Annotated in this window: 15 protein-coding genes; 14 read left to right on the plus strand and 1 reads right to left on the minus strand. The window is 66.4% G+C overall.

What is annotated here, in order from left to right; all coding sequences use genetic code 11:
- The first annotated feature begins 32 nt into the window (after positions 1 to 32).
- The 5 genes from IIE29_RS09330 to IIE29_RS09350 all read left to right on the plus strand — a co-directional run bounded on the left by IIE29_RS09330 (position 33) and on the right by IIE29_RS09350 (position 4,127).
- Positions 33 to 884, plus strand: coding sequence for an ABC transporter permease (locus IIE29_RS09330; protein ID WP_246475860.1), 852 nt, complete (start codon positions 33 to 35; stop codon positions 882 to 884).
- A complete protein-coding gene (locus IIE29_RS09335) occupies positions 877 to 1,719 on the plus strand; it encodes an ABC transporter ATP-binding protein (protein ID WP_209324983.1) in 843 nt (280 codons plus the stop codon). Before IIE29_RS09330 ends, IIE29_RS09335 begins: the two co-directional genes overlap by 8 nt.
- Positions 1,720 to 1,746: 27 nt before the next feature.
- A complete protein-coding gene (locus tag IIE29_RS09340; RefSeq protein ID WP_209324984.1) occupies positions 1,747 to 2,289 on the plus strand; it encodes an acyl-CoA thioesterase in 543 nt (180 codons plus the stop codon).
- Positions 2,290 to 2,362: 73 nt separating this feature from the next.
- On the plus strand, positions 2,363 to 2,707 hold the full coding sequence (locus tag IIE29_RS09345) for a hypothetical protein (RefSeq protein ID WP_209324985.1): 345 nt from the start codon (positions 2,363 to 2,365) through the stop codon (positions 2,705 to 2,707).
- Between the two features lie 148 nt (positions 2,708 to 2,855).
- Positions 2,856 to 4,127: an MFS transporter gene (locus IIE29_RS09350; RefSeq protein WP_209324986.1), complete on the plus strand. Its 1,272-nt coding sequence runs from the start codon at positions 2,856 to 2,858 to the stop codon at positions 4,125 to 4,127.
- 176 nt (positions 4,128 to 4,303) lie between these two features.
- On the opposite strand, the gene IIE29_RS09355 is transcribed toward IIE29_RS09350, so the two are convergent.
- Positions 4,304 to 5,212 carry a sulfite exporter TauE/SafE family protein gene (locus IIE29_RS09355; protein WP_209324987.1) on the minus strand — a complete coding sequence of 303 codons (909 nt, stop codon included), beginning with the start codon at positions 5,210 to 5,212 and terminating at the stop codon, positions 4,304 to 4,306.
- Positions 5,213 to 5,469: 257 nt separating this feature from the next.
- Here IIE29_RS09355 and IIE29_RS09360 point away from each other — a divergent pair, with 257 nt between their 5' ends.
- The 9 genes from IIE29_RS09360 (at position 5,470) to IIE29_RS09400 (ending at position 14,952) form a co-directional block, all read left to right on the plus strand.
- On the plus strand, positions 5,470 to 6,324 hold the full coding sequence (locus tag IIE29_RS09360) for a sirohydrochlorin chelatase (protein WP_343071859.1): 855 nt from the start codon (positions 5,470 to 5,472) through the stop codon (positions 6,322 to 6,324).
- Positions 6,325 to 6,537: 213 nt separating this feature from the next.
- Positions 6,538 to 8,262 (plus strand): nitrite/sulfite reductase, encoded by a 1,725-nt coding sequence (locus IIE29_RS09365; protein WP_209324988.1) that lies wholly within the window; start codon positions 6,538 to 6,540, stop codon positions 8,260 to 8,262.
- Positions 8,259 to 8,996, plus strand: coding sequence for a phosphoadenylyl-sulfate reductase (locus tag IIE29_RS09370; protein ID WP_209324989.1), 738 nt, complete (start codon positions 8,259 to 8,261; stop codon positions 8,994 to 8,996). The genes IIE29_RS09365 and IIE29_RS09370 overlap by 4 nt, the downstream gene beginning before the upstream one ends.
- Positions 8,993 to 9,925, plus strand: coding sequence for a sulfate adenylyltransferase subunit CysD (gene cysD, locus IIE29_RS09375; protein WP_209324990.1), 933 nt, complete (start codon positions 8,993 to 8,995; stop codon positions 9,923 to 9,925). The genes IIE29_RS09370 and cysD overlap by 4 nt, the downstream gene beginning before the upstream one ends.
- Positions 9,925 to 11,214, plus strand: a complete 1,290-nt coding sequence (locus IIE29_RS09380) for a sulfate adenylyltransferase subunit 1 (RefSeq protein WP_209324991.1) — start codon at positions 9,925 to 9,927, stop codon at positions 11,212 to 11,214. Before cysD ends, IIE29_RS09380 begins: the two co-directional genes overlap by 1 nt.
- Entirely contained in the window at positions 11,211 to 12,011 is an 801-nt protein-coding gene (gene cobA / locus IIE29_RS09385; protein ID WP_209324992.1) for a uroporphyrinogen-III C-methyltransferase, read from the plus strand. Before IIE29_RS09380 ends, cobA begins: the two co-directional genes overlap by 4 nt.
- Positions 12,008 to 12,334: a ferredoxin gene (fdxA, locus tag IIE29_RS09390; protein ID WP_209324993.1), complete on the plus strand. Its 327-nt coding sequence runs from the start codon at positions 12,008 to 12,010 to the stop codon at positions 12,332 to 12,334. The genes cobA and fdxA overlap by 4 nt, the downstream gene beginning before the upstream one ends.
- A gap of 13 nt (positions 12,335 to 12,347) precedes the next feature.
- The gene (locus IIE29_RS09395; protein WP_209324994.1) at positions 12,348 to 13,757 is read left to right on the plus strand and encodes an FAD-dependent oxidoreductase; all 1,410 of its coding nucleotides are present in this window, start codon (positions 12,348 to 12,350) and stop codon (positions 13,755 to 13,757) included.
- Positions 13,758 to 13,887: 130 nt separating this feature from the next.
- Positions 13,888 to 14,952: a YihY/virulence factor BrkB family protein gene (locus tag IIE29_RS09400; protein ID WP_209324995.1), complete on the plus strand. Its 1,065-nt coding sequence runs from the start codon at positions 13,888 to 13,890 to the stop codon at positions 14,950 to 14,952.
- Positions 14,953 to 15,040: the final 88 nt, after the last annotated feature.

The following is a 15,040-nucleotide window of genomic DNA, read 5'->3' on the forward strand; positions in this document are numbered from 1 at the left end:
GTCGCCGACGAGAGAATCTTCTGTTCATGGATATGGCCAAGCTTGCTGCCGAGCACGGACTCGACAGAGTGGGTGGACGGCCGTCTTTGCCCCAGTACGTCAAACAGCTGATCAGCCGCAGCGACTTCACTTATACGTTGGCGAAGTATCGGATGCAGTCCGAGAACGAACGCAACCGTCTCGGTATGCTCTGGGTGCTGCTGCGCCCTTCGTTCTCCGCCCTCATCTACGGCACGGTCTTCGGCGTCATCATGCAGGGTGCGACCGCTCGCCCGCCGGACTTCGCCCCCTTCGTCGTCATCGGCGTCTTCGTCCTCGAGTTCTTCAACACCTCGATGAACGGCGGTGCGAAGTCGATCATCAACAACGCATCGCTCGTCCAATCCCTGCCGTTCCCGCGCATCGTTCTGCCGATCGCCATCGTGTTCCAGAATCTGCTCAACTTCATCCCCACCTTCATCTTCATGGCGCTGTTGGCGATGATGTGGGGCGGCAGGCCGGACTGGGACTGGTTCCTCTTCATCCCCCTGTTCTTCCTGTTCTGGGTCTTCAACCAGGGTGTGGCGTTCATCTTCGCCCGCGTCACGGTCCATTTCCGTGACCTCTCGCAGGTCACTCCGTTCATCTCCCGCATGATCTTCTACACCTCGGGCGTCTTCTTCGAGCTCAAGACCATGGTCGAGAAGATCAACCCGAGCCTGCAGCCCTTCGCCGACTGGCAGCCGATCAACAACGTGCTCTCCATCGCCCGCGGCATCCTCATGAAGGACGGTGTCGTCCCCTACGACTACTTCTGGCACCTGGCCATCTGGGCCTTCGGAATCTTCATCTTCGGCTTCATCTTCTTCTGGCAGGCCGAGGAAAGGTACGGTCGCGATGAATGAACATGACGATCTCAGTTTCGGCGCCATCTTCAACGACACTGGAAGCCGGTCCGAGCCAGCCAACACTGCGGCAGCCTCCACCGACGAGCCCGTCGTCATCTGCGATGGCGTCCACGTCCGCTACAAGACCCTGGCCACGGGCAAGAAGCTCAAGCTCGGCGGGGGAGGCGGCATGCTCAAACGCCAGCGGGGCATCCAGGAGGTCCACGCACTCAAAGGCGTGAGCTTCGTCGCCCACCGCAACGAGTCCATCGGGGTCATCGGCACCAACGGTTCCGGCAAGTCCACGCTCATGCGCTCGATCACGGGGCTGACCCCGACCTCGGAGGGCGCGATCTATGCGAAGTCCCGTCCGAACCTCCTCGGTGTCGGGGCTGCGCTCATCCCGGATCTCTCGGGCGCCCGCAACATCATGATCGGGTCCCTCGCCCTGGGGCTCACCCGTTCGCAGGTGGAGGAGAAGTTCGACGATATCGTCGAGTTCACGGGGCTCGAGGACTTCATCGACCTGCCCATGCGCACGTACTCCTCGGGGATGTCCCAGCGGCTGAAGTTCGCGATCGCGACCTCGGTCCAGCATGAGATCCTCATCGTCGACGAGGCGCTCAACGTCGGCGACAAGAAGTTCCGTGACCGTTCGGAGGGGCGGATCCGCTCGATCCGCGAGAACGCGGGCACCGTCTTCCTCGTCTCACACTCGATGCGTACGATCAAGGACACGTGCAATCGGGCGCTGTGGATCGAGAAGGGCGAGCTTCGCGCCGACGGCCCGGCCCTCGATGTCATTCGGGAGTACCAGGCTTTCAACAAGGAAGCGAAGGAACGGGGCGAATAATAGCCTACTTGTGAGTAACATGTCGGTATGCACTTCTCTCGGATGATCCTCCAGCTGCTCAAGTCCCGCCGGCGTCCTTGTCAGGGACTGTGGGACGCCTCTCGCCTGTCGCTGCGGGTGCTGCCGACGGAGATCGACATCTTCGGGCACGTCAACAACGGCATGTACTTCTCGATCATGGACCTCGGGCGCCTCGACATGATGGTCCGCAGCGGGGTCTGGAAGACTCTGCAGGCCAAAGGCTGGAGCGGGGTCGTCAGCGCGGAGACGATCAGCTTCCGAAAGTCCCTCAGACTCGGACACCGCTATGACATCGACACCAGGCTCATCGGAGCCGACGGACGCACCGTCTTCTTCGAGCACCGCATCGTCGTCGACGATGAGATCTTCGCTCGCGCCTATGTCGGCACGCGCTTGACCGCGAAGAGCGGCACGATCACGCGAGACGACATGGTCGAGGTCTTCGGTGCCCCACCGGAGGATCTGGAGCTGCCGGACTGGCTGATCGAATGGAGCCGAAACAATTCGCTGCCGAGCCGCAGGCAGCCGGCGCCCCACGACTGGAGGTGAGCTGTGCGGAGACGCCATCTGAGGCTCGACGCGCCCTAGCCGCACCCGTGTCCGCTCGGTACATTCGGAAGGTATGGACAACAGTTCACGGGAGCCGATCGACTCGAACCGCATCAGCGACCAGCCTGCGCTGCGCAGCTCGTCCGGCACGATCTGGATCGTGGCCGGCGCGCTGTTCCTCGTCGTGATCGCGGGCGTCCTGGCCGCAGTCATCTCCTCCGGGGGACCTGCGATCGGGTATGCGATCACCACGATCGCGGTGGCAGCTGCGCTCTACCTCGTCCTGCTCATCTCCCGATTCGCCATTCGCCCGGGAAAGGTCCGCCTGTGGGTGATGGCCGGGTCGATGATCGGCATGGCCCTCGTCGCGGTCATCGGTCTCATGCTGTGCGTGGGGGCCGCCTCGGCGGGGGCCTGAACCGACGCCACCCAGTGAGACGGACCATTGCGTTCGAACGCCCGCAGATTAGACTCAGCAGCTGATAGATGAGCGCGCCTGCGGGCCGCATCAACCCCGGATGGCGAGCAAAGGCGCATGCATCCCTGAAGAGATGTAGAGGTAGGCCATGAGTGCATCGGCTGTGGAATCGAGTGCGGACAGGGCACGGGTGAGGAAGGCCGTCGTCGCGGCCGGATTGGGCAATGCCCTCGAATGGTACGACATCATCCTCTTCGGCTTCATGGCGACGTCCATCACCGCGGTCTTCTACCCGGGGGAGGGTCTGTCCGCACAGCTGATGACCTGGGCGACCTTCGCGATCACCTTCGTCGTCCGTCCCCTCGGGGCCGTCATCATCGGCCGCTACGCCGACAAGCACGGCCGCAAATCCGCGCTGTCGCTGACGATCGGCCTGATGACCCTCGGCGTATTCATCATCGTCGTGCTGCCCGGGGAATCGGTGCTCGGCATCTGGGCGGCGATCATCCTCATCATCGCCCGCATCATCCAGGGCATCTCCGCCGGCGGCGAATTCGGTTCGGCGACGGCCTTCCTCACCGAGAACGCGAAGCACGGCAAGGCCTTCTACGCCTCCTTCCAGACCGCGACTCAGGGCATCTCGATGGCCATGGCCGCCGGAGTCTCCTGGATCTTCAGTTCGGCATTGAGCGAGGACGCCCTGCACTCGTGGGGCTGGCGCGTGGCCTTCGCCATCGGCCTGCTCATCGGCCCCGTCGGCTGGTACATCCGCTCGAAGATGGACGACACCCCTGAGTTCCAGGCCGCCGAGAAGACCGACAGCCCGCTGCGCACCCTGCTCGGCCAGCACTTCGGACGCCTGCTCTCGGCGTTCCTCATCATCGCCATGGCCACGATCTCGGTCTACCTCATCACCTTCCTGCCGCAGTTCGCTGTCGACAACCTCGGCCTCGAACCCTGGGCGGCGTTCCCCGGCGCCGTCGTCGCCGGCGTCATCACCCTCGTCGGCTCCCCGTTCGCCGGGAAGCTCGCCGACAGGGTGGGCCCGACGACCGTGATGATCCCGACCACCATCGTCGGCGTCATCGTCGCCTGGCCGATGTTCATCCTGCTCACGTCCAACCCCTCGATCAGCGTCCTCACCCTGTGCGAGGCAATCGTCGGCCTGTTCATGGTCTTCTACTTCGGGCCGATGCCCGCCCTTCTCTCGGAGCTGTTCCCCGTCCAGGTGCGCAGCTCGGGCATGACGATCGCCTACAGCCTCGGCGTGGCGATCTTCGGCGGCTTCGCCCCGCTCATCCTCACCGCCCTGCTCAGCGCCACCGGCGAGCTGACCGTGCCCGGCTTCTACTACGCTGCACTGTCGCTGCTCTCCCTCATCGGCGTGATCGCCGCGCGGAAGGCGTACAAGCAGCGCTGACGTCGCCGAGGCGGCGCGACGCGGCCGCGAGGCGTCGGGAGGGCGCTTGGGTCCGTTCGTGTCCGGGGAACCCCTCATTCAACGTCCAATCCGGTTTTCGCGACGAGGCAACCGCGAAAAGCTGACTGGCCGTTGAACGAGCGCCGGGTGCTCGCGAGCCTTCACCGCCGGGAGCCTCACCTGCCGACTGAAACCGAGCTAGTCGCGTCCTCGGCCGCGCGAGCAGCCGAGACCCGGCGCTCGAGGCGGACGACACGGGCCAGCAACGCGACCCATGCGACTGCCAAGGTCCCGAGGACCAGCCATACCGCAGTCGGCTGCGTGCCCAGGGCGAGCAGGATGGCGCGGGCGTTCGTGAGGATGATGATGCCTCCGGCGGCGATCGCGAGGACACGCGCGGGCAGGAGCTTCACCAGCCATGCGGCGAACGGTGCGGCGATCACTCCGCCGATGAGCAGAGCAGCCACGATGGTCCATTCGATGCCCTGCGAGCCGAGGGCGATGAGGAATCCCAAGGATCCGCCGACGGCGACGAGGAACTCGCTCGTGTCGACCGAACCGATGACCTTGCGCGGTTCCAGACGACCCGATGACAGCAGAGACGTGGTCCCGATCGGACCCCAGCCGCCTCCGCCGATGGCGTCGAGCGCCCCGCCGACGAAGCCCACGGGCACGAGCATCCCGGCGCTCGGCCGTGTTCGCAAGGTCGGACGCCGCCCGCCGAGGGCGAGGAACCGCCAGATGACATAGACGCCGAGGGCGAGCAGAATGCCCGAGACCCACGGCGTCACGGCCTCACCGTTGAGATTGGCCAGAACGGTCGAACCGATGAGAGCTCCGATGAATCCCGGTCCCGCGAGGATGCTCACCGTCCGCCAGTCGACGTTGCCGAACCGGTGGTGCGAGATGCCGGAGACCAGTGTCGTCCCCAATTCGGACAAGTGCACCGCCGCCGAGGCGGCCGCCGGCGCCGTACCCGCCGCGAGCAGCAGAGTCGTCGAGGTCACCCCGTAGGCCATACCCAGCGATCCGTCGATGAGCTGGGCGAGGAGGCCGACGAAGCCGAGGACGATGAGCTGACGCATGTGCTTGCCTTTCGGAGAGACACTGAGAATGCACACACTATCCAAACTGTTGAGCAGAATGCCATGCGGCAGGGGCTCCTGACGAACTCGGACGCTTTGCGTCGAAAAATGACATCGAACGCCCAAAGTGCCCGGGTGGCTGCGGGTTTAGGCCAGACGTTCGGATTCGGATAGCCTGATCGGATGGATGCAATCGACATGAACCGCATCGGCACGATCGAGAAAACAGTTGAACAATCAGCGGAAGGGTGGGCGTGGTGACGGTCCATTCATCCCCCGGCTCGCCCGCCCCTGCCGTGGCGGGCTCGTCCTCGACAGGGAGGTCTGCATCCGGTCTGCCCTCGCTCGGGCTCATCTCCCACGGGACCTCATCGGCCCAGGGCCAGGCTCTCATCGAGGCGCTCGCCGCCGCGGTCGCTGACGACCTGCGTGAACGGGGATTCGTCGACGAAGTCGTGCTCGGCCACGTCGATGTGCAGCAGCCCGATGTCGACGAGGTGATCGACCGACTGCCGTCCGACTGCCCCGCGGTGCTCGTGCCCCTGCTGCTCTCGCCGGGCTACCACGTCCACGTCGACCTCGCCGAGGCCCTCGAGCGCGCCGCCGACCGCGATGTCCGCCTGGCCATGACCCTCGGCCCCGATGCGCGACTGGCGAAGATCCTCGCCGACCGTCTCCCGCCCCTGCGCGAGGACGACGAGGTGGTGCTCGCCGCCGCCGGCTCGAGCGACGAGCGTGCGAACAGGTTCTGCGAAGCGATGGGCGAACTGCTCGCCAGTGAACTCGGCCGGGCTGTCTCGGTGGGATTCCTCGCCGGCGGGGGAGTGCCGCTCAAGAGCTTTGTTGAGCAGAATCGACCGGACGGTTCCCGCCTCATCGCGGCCAACTATCTGCTCGCGCCGGGCTTCTTCGACGACCTCGCCAGGTCCCTCGTGACCGACCCAGGCCCGGCGCAAGGAGGCAGCGAGCAGCGCCTCCTCTCCACGCCCCTGCTCGCCCCGGGTCCCGAGACCTGCGCCGTCCAGAACCCGGGCGAGGCCCGAGTCCAAGCGGTTCCCACGGAGCTCGTCGACATCGTGCGCGACCGCGTGCTGGATGCCTTGGGCGACTGACCGCCACTCCCTCCCCGCAGCCACCTCCTCCCATCGCCCCGCGGGGCCTCTGCCGCCGGCGGGCCTCCAGCCGCCCAGCCCGAGAGCGCCGCCCCTGGTTCTGTGACGTCATATGTCGGCCGGTGACATCCATTCAACTCGTGAATTTGTTGAGCAATCTAAAGTCTTGTAGCGTGACTCATCACTGGTTCCCCGCAGCGTTTGGAGATGACCATGTCCACTCAGGTGGAAACGAGCAAGAAGAGCCCTGGTGACAGGGCCGCACGGAAATCGACGCGCCCGAAGAAGTCCAATGGGCAGTGGAAGGTCGACGGCCATGAACCGTTGAACAAGAACGAGATCGACAAGGCCGAAGACAACGGGCTCAATGTCCGCGACCGCATCGAGAAGGTCTACGCGAAGGGCGGATTCTCCTCGATCGATCCTGATGACCTGCACGGGCGCTTCCGCTGGTGGGGCCTGTACACGCAGCGCAAACCCGGCATCGACGGCGGCCGCACCGCCACCCTCGAGCCCCATGAGCTCGAAGACGAATACTTCATGCTCCGGATTCGCATCGACGGCGGAAAACTCACCACCGAACAGCTGCGCACGATCGCGGACATCTCGAACGAATTCGCCCGCGGCAGCGCCGATCTCACCGACCGCCAGAACATCCAACTCCACTGGGTCGAGATCGAGAACGTCCCCGAGATCTGGCGCCGACTCGAAGCAGTCGGACTGCAGACGACCGAAGCCTGCGGCGACGTCCCGCGCGTCATCCTCGGTTCACCCGTAGCCGGTATCGCCGCTGACGAACTCATCGATCCGACTCCGGCGATCGAGGAGATCTCCCGCCGCTACATCGGCGACCCGAGCCTGTCGAACCTGCCTCGGAAGTACAAGACCGCGATCACCGGCCACCCCAGCCAGGATGTCGTCCACGAGATCAACGACTGTTCCTTCGTCGCCGTCGACCACCCCGAACACGGCATCGGCTACGACCTGTGGGTCGGCGGAGCCCTGTCGGTTGTGCCGCGCTTCGCTGAACGCCTCGGCGCCTGGGTCGCCCCCGACCAGGTCGTCGACGCCTGGCTCGGCGTCACCTCGATCTTCCGCGACTACGGCTACCGCCGCCTGCGCAACAAGGCGCGCCTGAAGTTCCTCCTCGCCGACTGGGGGCCGGAGAAGTTCCGCGAGATCCTCGAAACCGAATACCTCGGTTTCAAGCTCGCCGACGGACCCGCCCCGGACAAACCGCTCACGGCCGGCGACCACGTGGGCGTGCACAAGCAGGCCGACGGCCGGTACTTCATCGGCGTCAGCCTCATCGCCGGACGCGCCTCGGGCACTCTGCTCGGCCAGGTCGTCGACCTCGCCGAGAAGTTCGGATCCACCCGGCTGCGGACCACCCCGCACCAGAAGATCCTCCTGCTCGACATCGAGGAATCCGACGTCGACGATGTCGTCGCCGGACTCGACGCGCTCGGCCTGTCGAGCCGCAGGGACCTGTTCCGGCGCTCGACGATGGCGTGCACGGGCATCGAGTTCTGCAAACTCGCGATCGTCGAGACCAAACAGACCGCCGCCGACGCGGTCGCCGTGCTCGAGGAGCGCCTCGCCGGGCTCGACCTGCCCCACCCGATCAGCCTCCACCTCAACGGCTGCCCGAACTCCTGTGCCCGCATCCAGACCGCCGACATCGGCCTCAAGGGTCAGATCGTCACCACCGACGACGGACAGCAGGTCCCCGGCTTCCAGGTCCACGTCGGCGGGGGACTGGCCTCACAGGATCGCGACGAGGCCGGGCTCGGCCGCACCGTGCGCGGACTCAAGGTCACCGTCGAGGACCTCAACGATTACGTCGAGAAGCTCGTCCGCCGATTCCTCGACGGCCGGACCGAGACCGAGACGTTCTCCGAATGGGCCCACCGCGTCGACGAGGAGGAACTGAAATGAGCACGACCGCTGCCAAGCGCACCATCGACGAACTCAAAACCCTCGCCGAGGCGGGCGCCCGTGAACTCGGCGGCGCCCCGGAGGCCGGCGCAGCCGAGTCCAACCCTGCCGACGTCATCCGCTGGGTGTCCGAGCACTTCGACACCGCCGCCTGCGCCGTGGCCTGCTCGATGGCCGACGCGGCCCTGCCGCACTATGTCGCCCAGTACCTGCCCGGCGTCGATGTCCTCTTCCTCGACACCGGCTACCACTTCCCGGAGACCTACACCACCCGCGACGAGGTGGCCCGCAGAGTCGACGTCACCATCGTCGACGTCCTGCCCGAACAGACCGTGGCCGAACAGGACGCCGAGTTCGGCAAGGACCTCTTCGCCCGCGACCCGGGACTGTGCTGCGCCCGTCGCAAGGTCGCACCCCTGCAGAGATCGCTGGCCGGCTACGAACTCTGGTTCACCGGCGTCCGCCGGGACGAGGCGCCGACGCGGACGAACACACCGCTGATCACCTTCGATCAGAAGAACGGGCTGGTCAAGGTCAACCCCCTGGCCGCCTGGTCCTTTGACGACCTCCTCGACTACGCACGAGCCTTCGACGTGCCGGTCAACCCACTGCTGTCACAGGGCTACCCCTCCATCGGATGCCAGCCCTGCACCCGTCCCGTCGCCGAGGGCGAAGACCCCCGCGCCGGACGCTGGTCAGGAACGACGAAAACAGAATGCGGACTCCACACATGAGCATCACCGACCCCACCATCGACCAGACCACCCGGACCACCCTGTCGACCCTCGACGTCCTCGAATCCGAGGCCATCCACATCGTCCGCGAGGTCGCCGCCGAATTCGAGAGACCCGTGCTGCTGTTCTCCGGCGGCAAGGACTCCGTGACCGTGCTCCACCTCGCGGCGAAGGCCTTCTGGCCGGCGAAGATCCCTTTCGGCCTCCTCCACGTCGACACCGGCCACAACTTCCCGGAGATCATCCGCTTCCGCGACGAGACCGCGCAGCGTTTCGGCCTCGACCTCACGGTGGCCCGTGTCCAGGACTACATCGACGACGGCCGGCTGCGCGAACGCCCCGACGGCACCCGCAACACCCTGCAGACCCAGCCTCTCCTCGACGCCATCGCCGCCGGCGGCTTCGACGCCGTGTTCGGCGGGGCCCGCAGGGATGAGGACAAGGCCCGGGCGAAGGAGCGGATCCTGTCGCTGCGCGACGAATTCGGCGGCTGGAACCCCAGCAGCCAACGCCCCGAGCTGTGGAACCTCTACAACGGCCGCCACCTGCCCGGCGAACATGTGCGCGTGTTCCCCATCTCGAACTTCACCGAACTCGATGTGTGGAGCTACATCGCCCGGGAGGACATCGCCCTGCCCGAACTCTACTTCGCCCATGAACGCGAGGTCTTCGATCGTGACGGAATGTGGTGGGCCACCGGCGAATTCTCCACCCCGCGCGAGGACGAGACCGTCACCCGCCGCATCGTGCGCTACCGCACCGTCGGCGATATGAGCTGCACGGGCGCCGTCGAATCGACCGCGAGCGACATCGACTCCATCCTCGCCGAGGTGGCCGCCACCACCGTGACCGAGCGCGGAGCCACACGCGCCGACGACCGGATCTCGGCCGCGGCCATGGAAGACCGAAAGAAGGACGGGTACTTCTGATGACACTCCTGCGCTTCGCCACTGCCGGATCCGTCGACGACGGGAAATCGACCCTCGTCGGACGTCTGCTCCACGACGCGAAGGCGATACTGGCCGACCAGCTCGCCGCCGTGACCGCCACGAGCGCCGAACGCGGCTTCCTCGGCGGGGAGTTCGACTTCGCGCTGCTCACGGACGGCCTCCGGGCCGAACGCGAACAGGGCATCACGATCGACGTCGCCTACCGCTACTTCGCCACCGACCGCCGCTCCTTCATCCTCGCCGACTGCCCCGGGCACGTGCAGTACACCCGGAACATGGTCACCGGCGCCACGACCGCCGATGCCGTCGTCGTCCTCATCGACGCCCGCAACCGGCCCACCGAACAGACCCGACGCCACCTCACCGTCGTCTCCCGGCTGGGCATCCGGAACGTCATCATCGCCGTCAACAAGATCGACCTGCTCGACTATGACCAGGCCGCGATCGAATCCGTCGCCGAGGAGGTGCAGGACCTCGCCGCAGAGATCGGCCTCGACACCCCGCACATCATCCCGATCTCCGCCCTGGCCGGGGACAATATCGCCACCGCCTCCGACAACACCCCCTGGTACACGGGACCGGCGCTGCTCGAACTCCTCGAGACCCTGCCGAGCACCGAGGAGGACACCGCCGACCTCGAACCCTTCCGCCTCGACGTGCAGACGGTGCTGCGACCGCAGGGCGGACTGGCCCCCGGTCTCGACCCGGACGCCTTCCGCGACTACCGGGCCGTGGCCGGACAGATCACCTCGGGGCGGGTCCGACTCGGCGATGAGATCGACATCCATCCTGCGGGGGTGCGGTCGACCGTGGTCGGCATCGACACCGCCGACGGGCAGCTCGAATCCGCCGGTGCCCCGCTGTCGGTGGCGCTGCGGCTGGCCGATGACGTCGACACAGCACGCGGCAGCGTCATCGCCGCCGCCGGCACCCTGCCCCCGGCCCGCAGGCAGCTGCGCGCCGAAGTGTTCCCCTTCAACGCCGAGGGTCTGCGTTCGGGGGACCGCGTGCTCATCAAGACCGGAACGACCAGCGTCAAGGCCATCGTCACCATCGACGCGAAACGCAACCTGGCCACCTCGGTGCTCGAGGACGCCGAGGTGCTCGCCGGCAACGACATCGGTCTGGCGCAGGTCAAGCTCGCCGCCGCTCTGCCGGTCCCGGACTTCCGCGAGCACGGCCCGGCCGGTGCGTTCCTCATCATCGACCCGCAGACCGGCAATACGCTGGCCGCCGGAATCCACACACCCGAACAGGAACTCTCATGAGCCTCTTCCTCGCACAGGCCCCGGGCAGCGTCATGCTCATCGGCGCCGGACCCGGCGACCTCGGCCTGCTCACCGTCACCGGTCTGCGCGCCCTGGAAGCGGCCGACGTCATCGTCGCCGACCGCCTCGGCGCGCGCTCGATCATCGACCAGCTGACCGAGGAGAGGGGAGCACCCCTCGATGCGGTGGTCATCGACGTCGGCAAGCAGCCGGGCCACCACCCGGTGCCGCAGGAGAGGATCAACGAGATCCTCGTCGAGGAGGCCCGGCGCGGCCGCCGCGTCGTCCGCCTCAAGGGCGGGGATCCCTTCGTCTTCGGGCGCGGGGGAGAGGAGGTCATCGCCTGCCGGGAGGCCGGGATCGACGTCCAGGTCGTGCCCGGAGTCACGAGCGCGAACTCCGTTCCGGCCGTCGCCGGCATCCCGCTCACTCACCGCGGGCTGGCCACCTCCTACACCGTCGCCACCGGCCACGACCAGCTCACCGAGATCGGCGGCGACCGCGACCACACGGTCGTCGTGCTCATGGGCATCGGCACACTCGTGCATTCGGCGATGGTGCTCGCCCGCGGCGCTCGCGGCCCCGACTGCCCGGTCGCGATCGTCGAGGACGGCTTCAGCGATTCCCAGCGCGTGACCATCGGGACGCTGGGCACCATCGCCTTCCACGCCGCCCGTCGCAGTGTGCGCTCGCCGGCCGTCATCGTCGTCGGCGACGTCGTCACCCTCAGCCCCTATGCCGCCGGCGCCTTCGACTCCGCGGCGGCACCGCACCCCGAACTGGCAAGGAACCCATGACCTACATCATCGCCCAGCCCTGCGTGGACGTGAAGGACCGCGCCTGCATCGAAGAGTGCCCGGTCGACTGCATCTACGAGGGCAAGCGCTCCCTGTACATCCATCCCGACGAATGCGTCGACTGCGGCGCCTGCGAACCCGTCTGCCCCGTCGAGGCGATCTTCTTCGAAGACGATGTGCCCGAGGAGTGGGAGGACTACCACGCCGCGAACGTCGACTTCTTCGACGACATCGGCTCCCCGGGCGGGGCCGCCGCCCACGGGGTCATCGACAAAGACCACCCATTCATCGCGGGACTGCCCCCGCAGAACACCGACGACTGACCGAGGAGCACCCATGACGACAACACCCTTCCGCGTGGCCATCATCGGCGCCGGACCCGCCGGCATCTACGCCGCGGACCTGCTGACGAAGGCCGAGCACGACCTCGACTTGAGCATCGACCTGTTCGAACGCCTGCCCTCACCCTTCGGCCTCGTCCGCTACGGCGTCGCCCCGGACCACCCCCGCATCAAAGGCATCATCAACGCGCTCATCAAAGTCCTCGACCGCGGCGACATCCGCCTGTTCTCCAATGTCGAATACGGCGCCGACATCAGCCTCGGCGAGCTCACCGATCGCTATGATGCAGTGATCTTCTCCACCGGCTGCTTCAGCGACGCACCGCTCGAGCTGCCCGGCATCGACCTGCCCGGTTCCTACGGGGCCGCGGACTTCGTCAACTGGTACGACGCCCACCCCGACGTCGACCAGACCTGGCCGCTGGAGGCCGAGAAGGTCGCCGTGCTCGGCAACGGCAACGTCGCCCTCGACGTGGCCCGGGTGCTCGCGAAGCAGGCCGATGACCTGCACACCACGGAGATCCCCGACCACGTGTACGAAGGGCTGAAGTCCTCACGCGTCACCGACGTCCACATCTTCGGCAGGCGCGGGCCCGCCCAGGCGAAGTTCACCCCGCTCGAGCTGCGCGAGCTCGGGCAGGTCGCCGACGTCGACATCATCGTCTACCCCGAGGACTTCGAGTTCGACCAGGGTTCGCTCGAGGCCATCGAGTCGAGCAACCAGGTCAAACAGGTGACGAAGACGCTCACGGACTTCGCCATGCGGGAGGAGACCGGGGCGAAGCGGAGATTGCACCTGCACTTCCTGCATGCACCGGTGGCCGTCCTCGGCGAGGATCGGGTGACCGGTCTGCGCACCGAACGTCAGGAACTCGACGGCACCGGCGGGGTCACGGGGACCGGTCAGTTCCACGACTGGGACATCGACGCCGTCTACCGCGCCGTCGGCTATGCGGGCACGCAGCTGCCGCAGCTGCCCTTCGACGAGGCCAAGCGCGTCATCCCCAACCACGAGGGACGCGTCGTCGACGCGAAGACCCAGGCACAGGCCGCCGAGGCGGACGTCATCCCCGGCGTGTACACCACCGGATGGATCAAACGCGGGCCCGTCGGCCTCATCGGCCACACCAAGGGTGATGCGCTGGAGACGATCACGCACATCCTTGCCGACCAGGACGCCGGGGCGCTGACCGACCCCGTCTACCCGGAGGAGGACGCGATCGTCGAGCTGCTCGAGGCCAAGGGCGTCGACTACGCCGATTGGGCCGGCTATCACCGTCTCGAGGCGGCGGAGAAAGCTCTCGGCGAGGCCGAGGGCCGCGAACGGGTGAAGATCGCGACCCGTGAGGCCATGCTCGCCGAGGCTCGCGCCCATCTCACCGCCGAGGCGAACGCCGCCGGCTGACATGGTCGGCTGACACGCTCGGCGACGAAAATATGTGAGTCATCTGGAGGCGTGATTGTCCGTTGTCGGGGGCACAAGCCGGTGATAGCTTCGTCAATTGTCCCGAATCGTCCTGCGAGAGGAGCATTCGATGTCAAAGCATTCCCGGGGCAGTGCTCGAATCGAGCAAGAGCACGCCCCTCCGCCCGATGACCACCGGAAGCCCGACTCGCCTGCGGACATCACGAAGCCCTCATGGGCGTTCATCTTCAGGTCGACGATCCGCGAATTCTCCGCCGATGGATGCACCGACCTCGCCGCGGGGCTGACCTATCGCACTGTGCTGTCGATCTTCCCGGGTCTGCTCGGCCTCGTCTCGATCCTCAGCCTCGTCGGACAGAGCACCGCGGTCTCCACCGTCCTCGACCAGGTGCAGGGAGTCGTTCCCGCTGATGCCTGGAAGTCCATCCGGCCCGCGCTCGAGAACGTCCTCTCGGCCCCGGCCCCGGGCATCGGCCTCCTCATCGGTCTGCTCGCAGCCCTGTGGTCGGCCTCCGGGTATGTGAAGGCCTTCGGCAGGGCCATGAACATCCTGCACGACATCCGCGAGGGACGCGGATTCATCAAGTTCAACCTCCAGATGTACCTGCTGACAGCTTTGATCCTCGTCCTCGGGGCGATCGCGCTGCTGATCTTCGTCCTCTCGGGACCGATCGCCGAGGCTGTGGGCAGCGCGATCGGCTTGGGTTCGGTCGCACTCATGGTGTGGAGCATCGCGAAGTGGTTCGTCCTCGCCTTCATCGTCGTCTTGGTCCTCGCTCTTCTCTACTATGCGACCCCGAACGTCCAGCAGCCGAAGTTCCGGTGGATCAGCCTCGGCGCCTTCGTCGCCATCGTCGTGATCGTCCTCGCCTCGGCCGGGTTCTTCTTCTATGTCGCGAACTTCGGCAACTACAACAAGACCTACGGCGTCCTCGGCGGGGTGATCGTCCTGCTGCTGTGGACGTACATCGTCAACGTCATCCTGCTCTTCGGTGCCGAGATCGACAGCGAACTCGAACGCGGCCGCGAACTGCAGGCCGGGCTGCCCGCCGAGGAGGACCTCCAGCTGCCTCCGCGCGACACCAAGGCCAGCGATAAGAAGGAGCGGAAGCGCCAGGAGGACATCGAGCGTGCCCACAATCTGCGCAGAACTGAGGGGGAGAGCCAAGAGTAGAGGGATGCCTCGGGCAGGCAGCAGACGCGACCAACTGCCCCACCCGCAGGCCTCACATAGTGACCCGAAACGTTCCGCTATTCGACCC

It is taken from the genome of Brevibacterium renqingii (assembly GCF_017808095.1).
GTDB lineage: Bacteria > Actinomycetota > Actinomycetes > Actinomycetales > Brevibacteriaceae > Brevibacterium > Brevibacterium renqingii.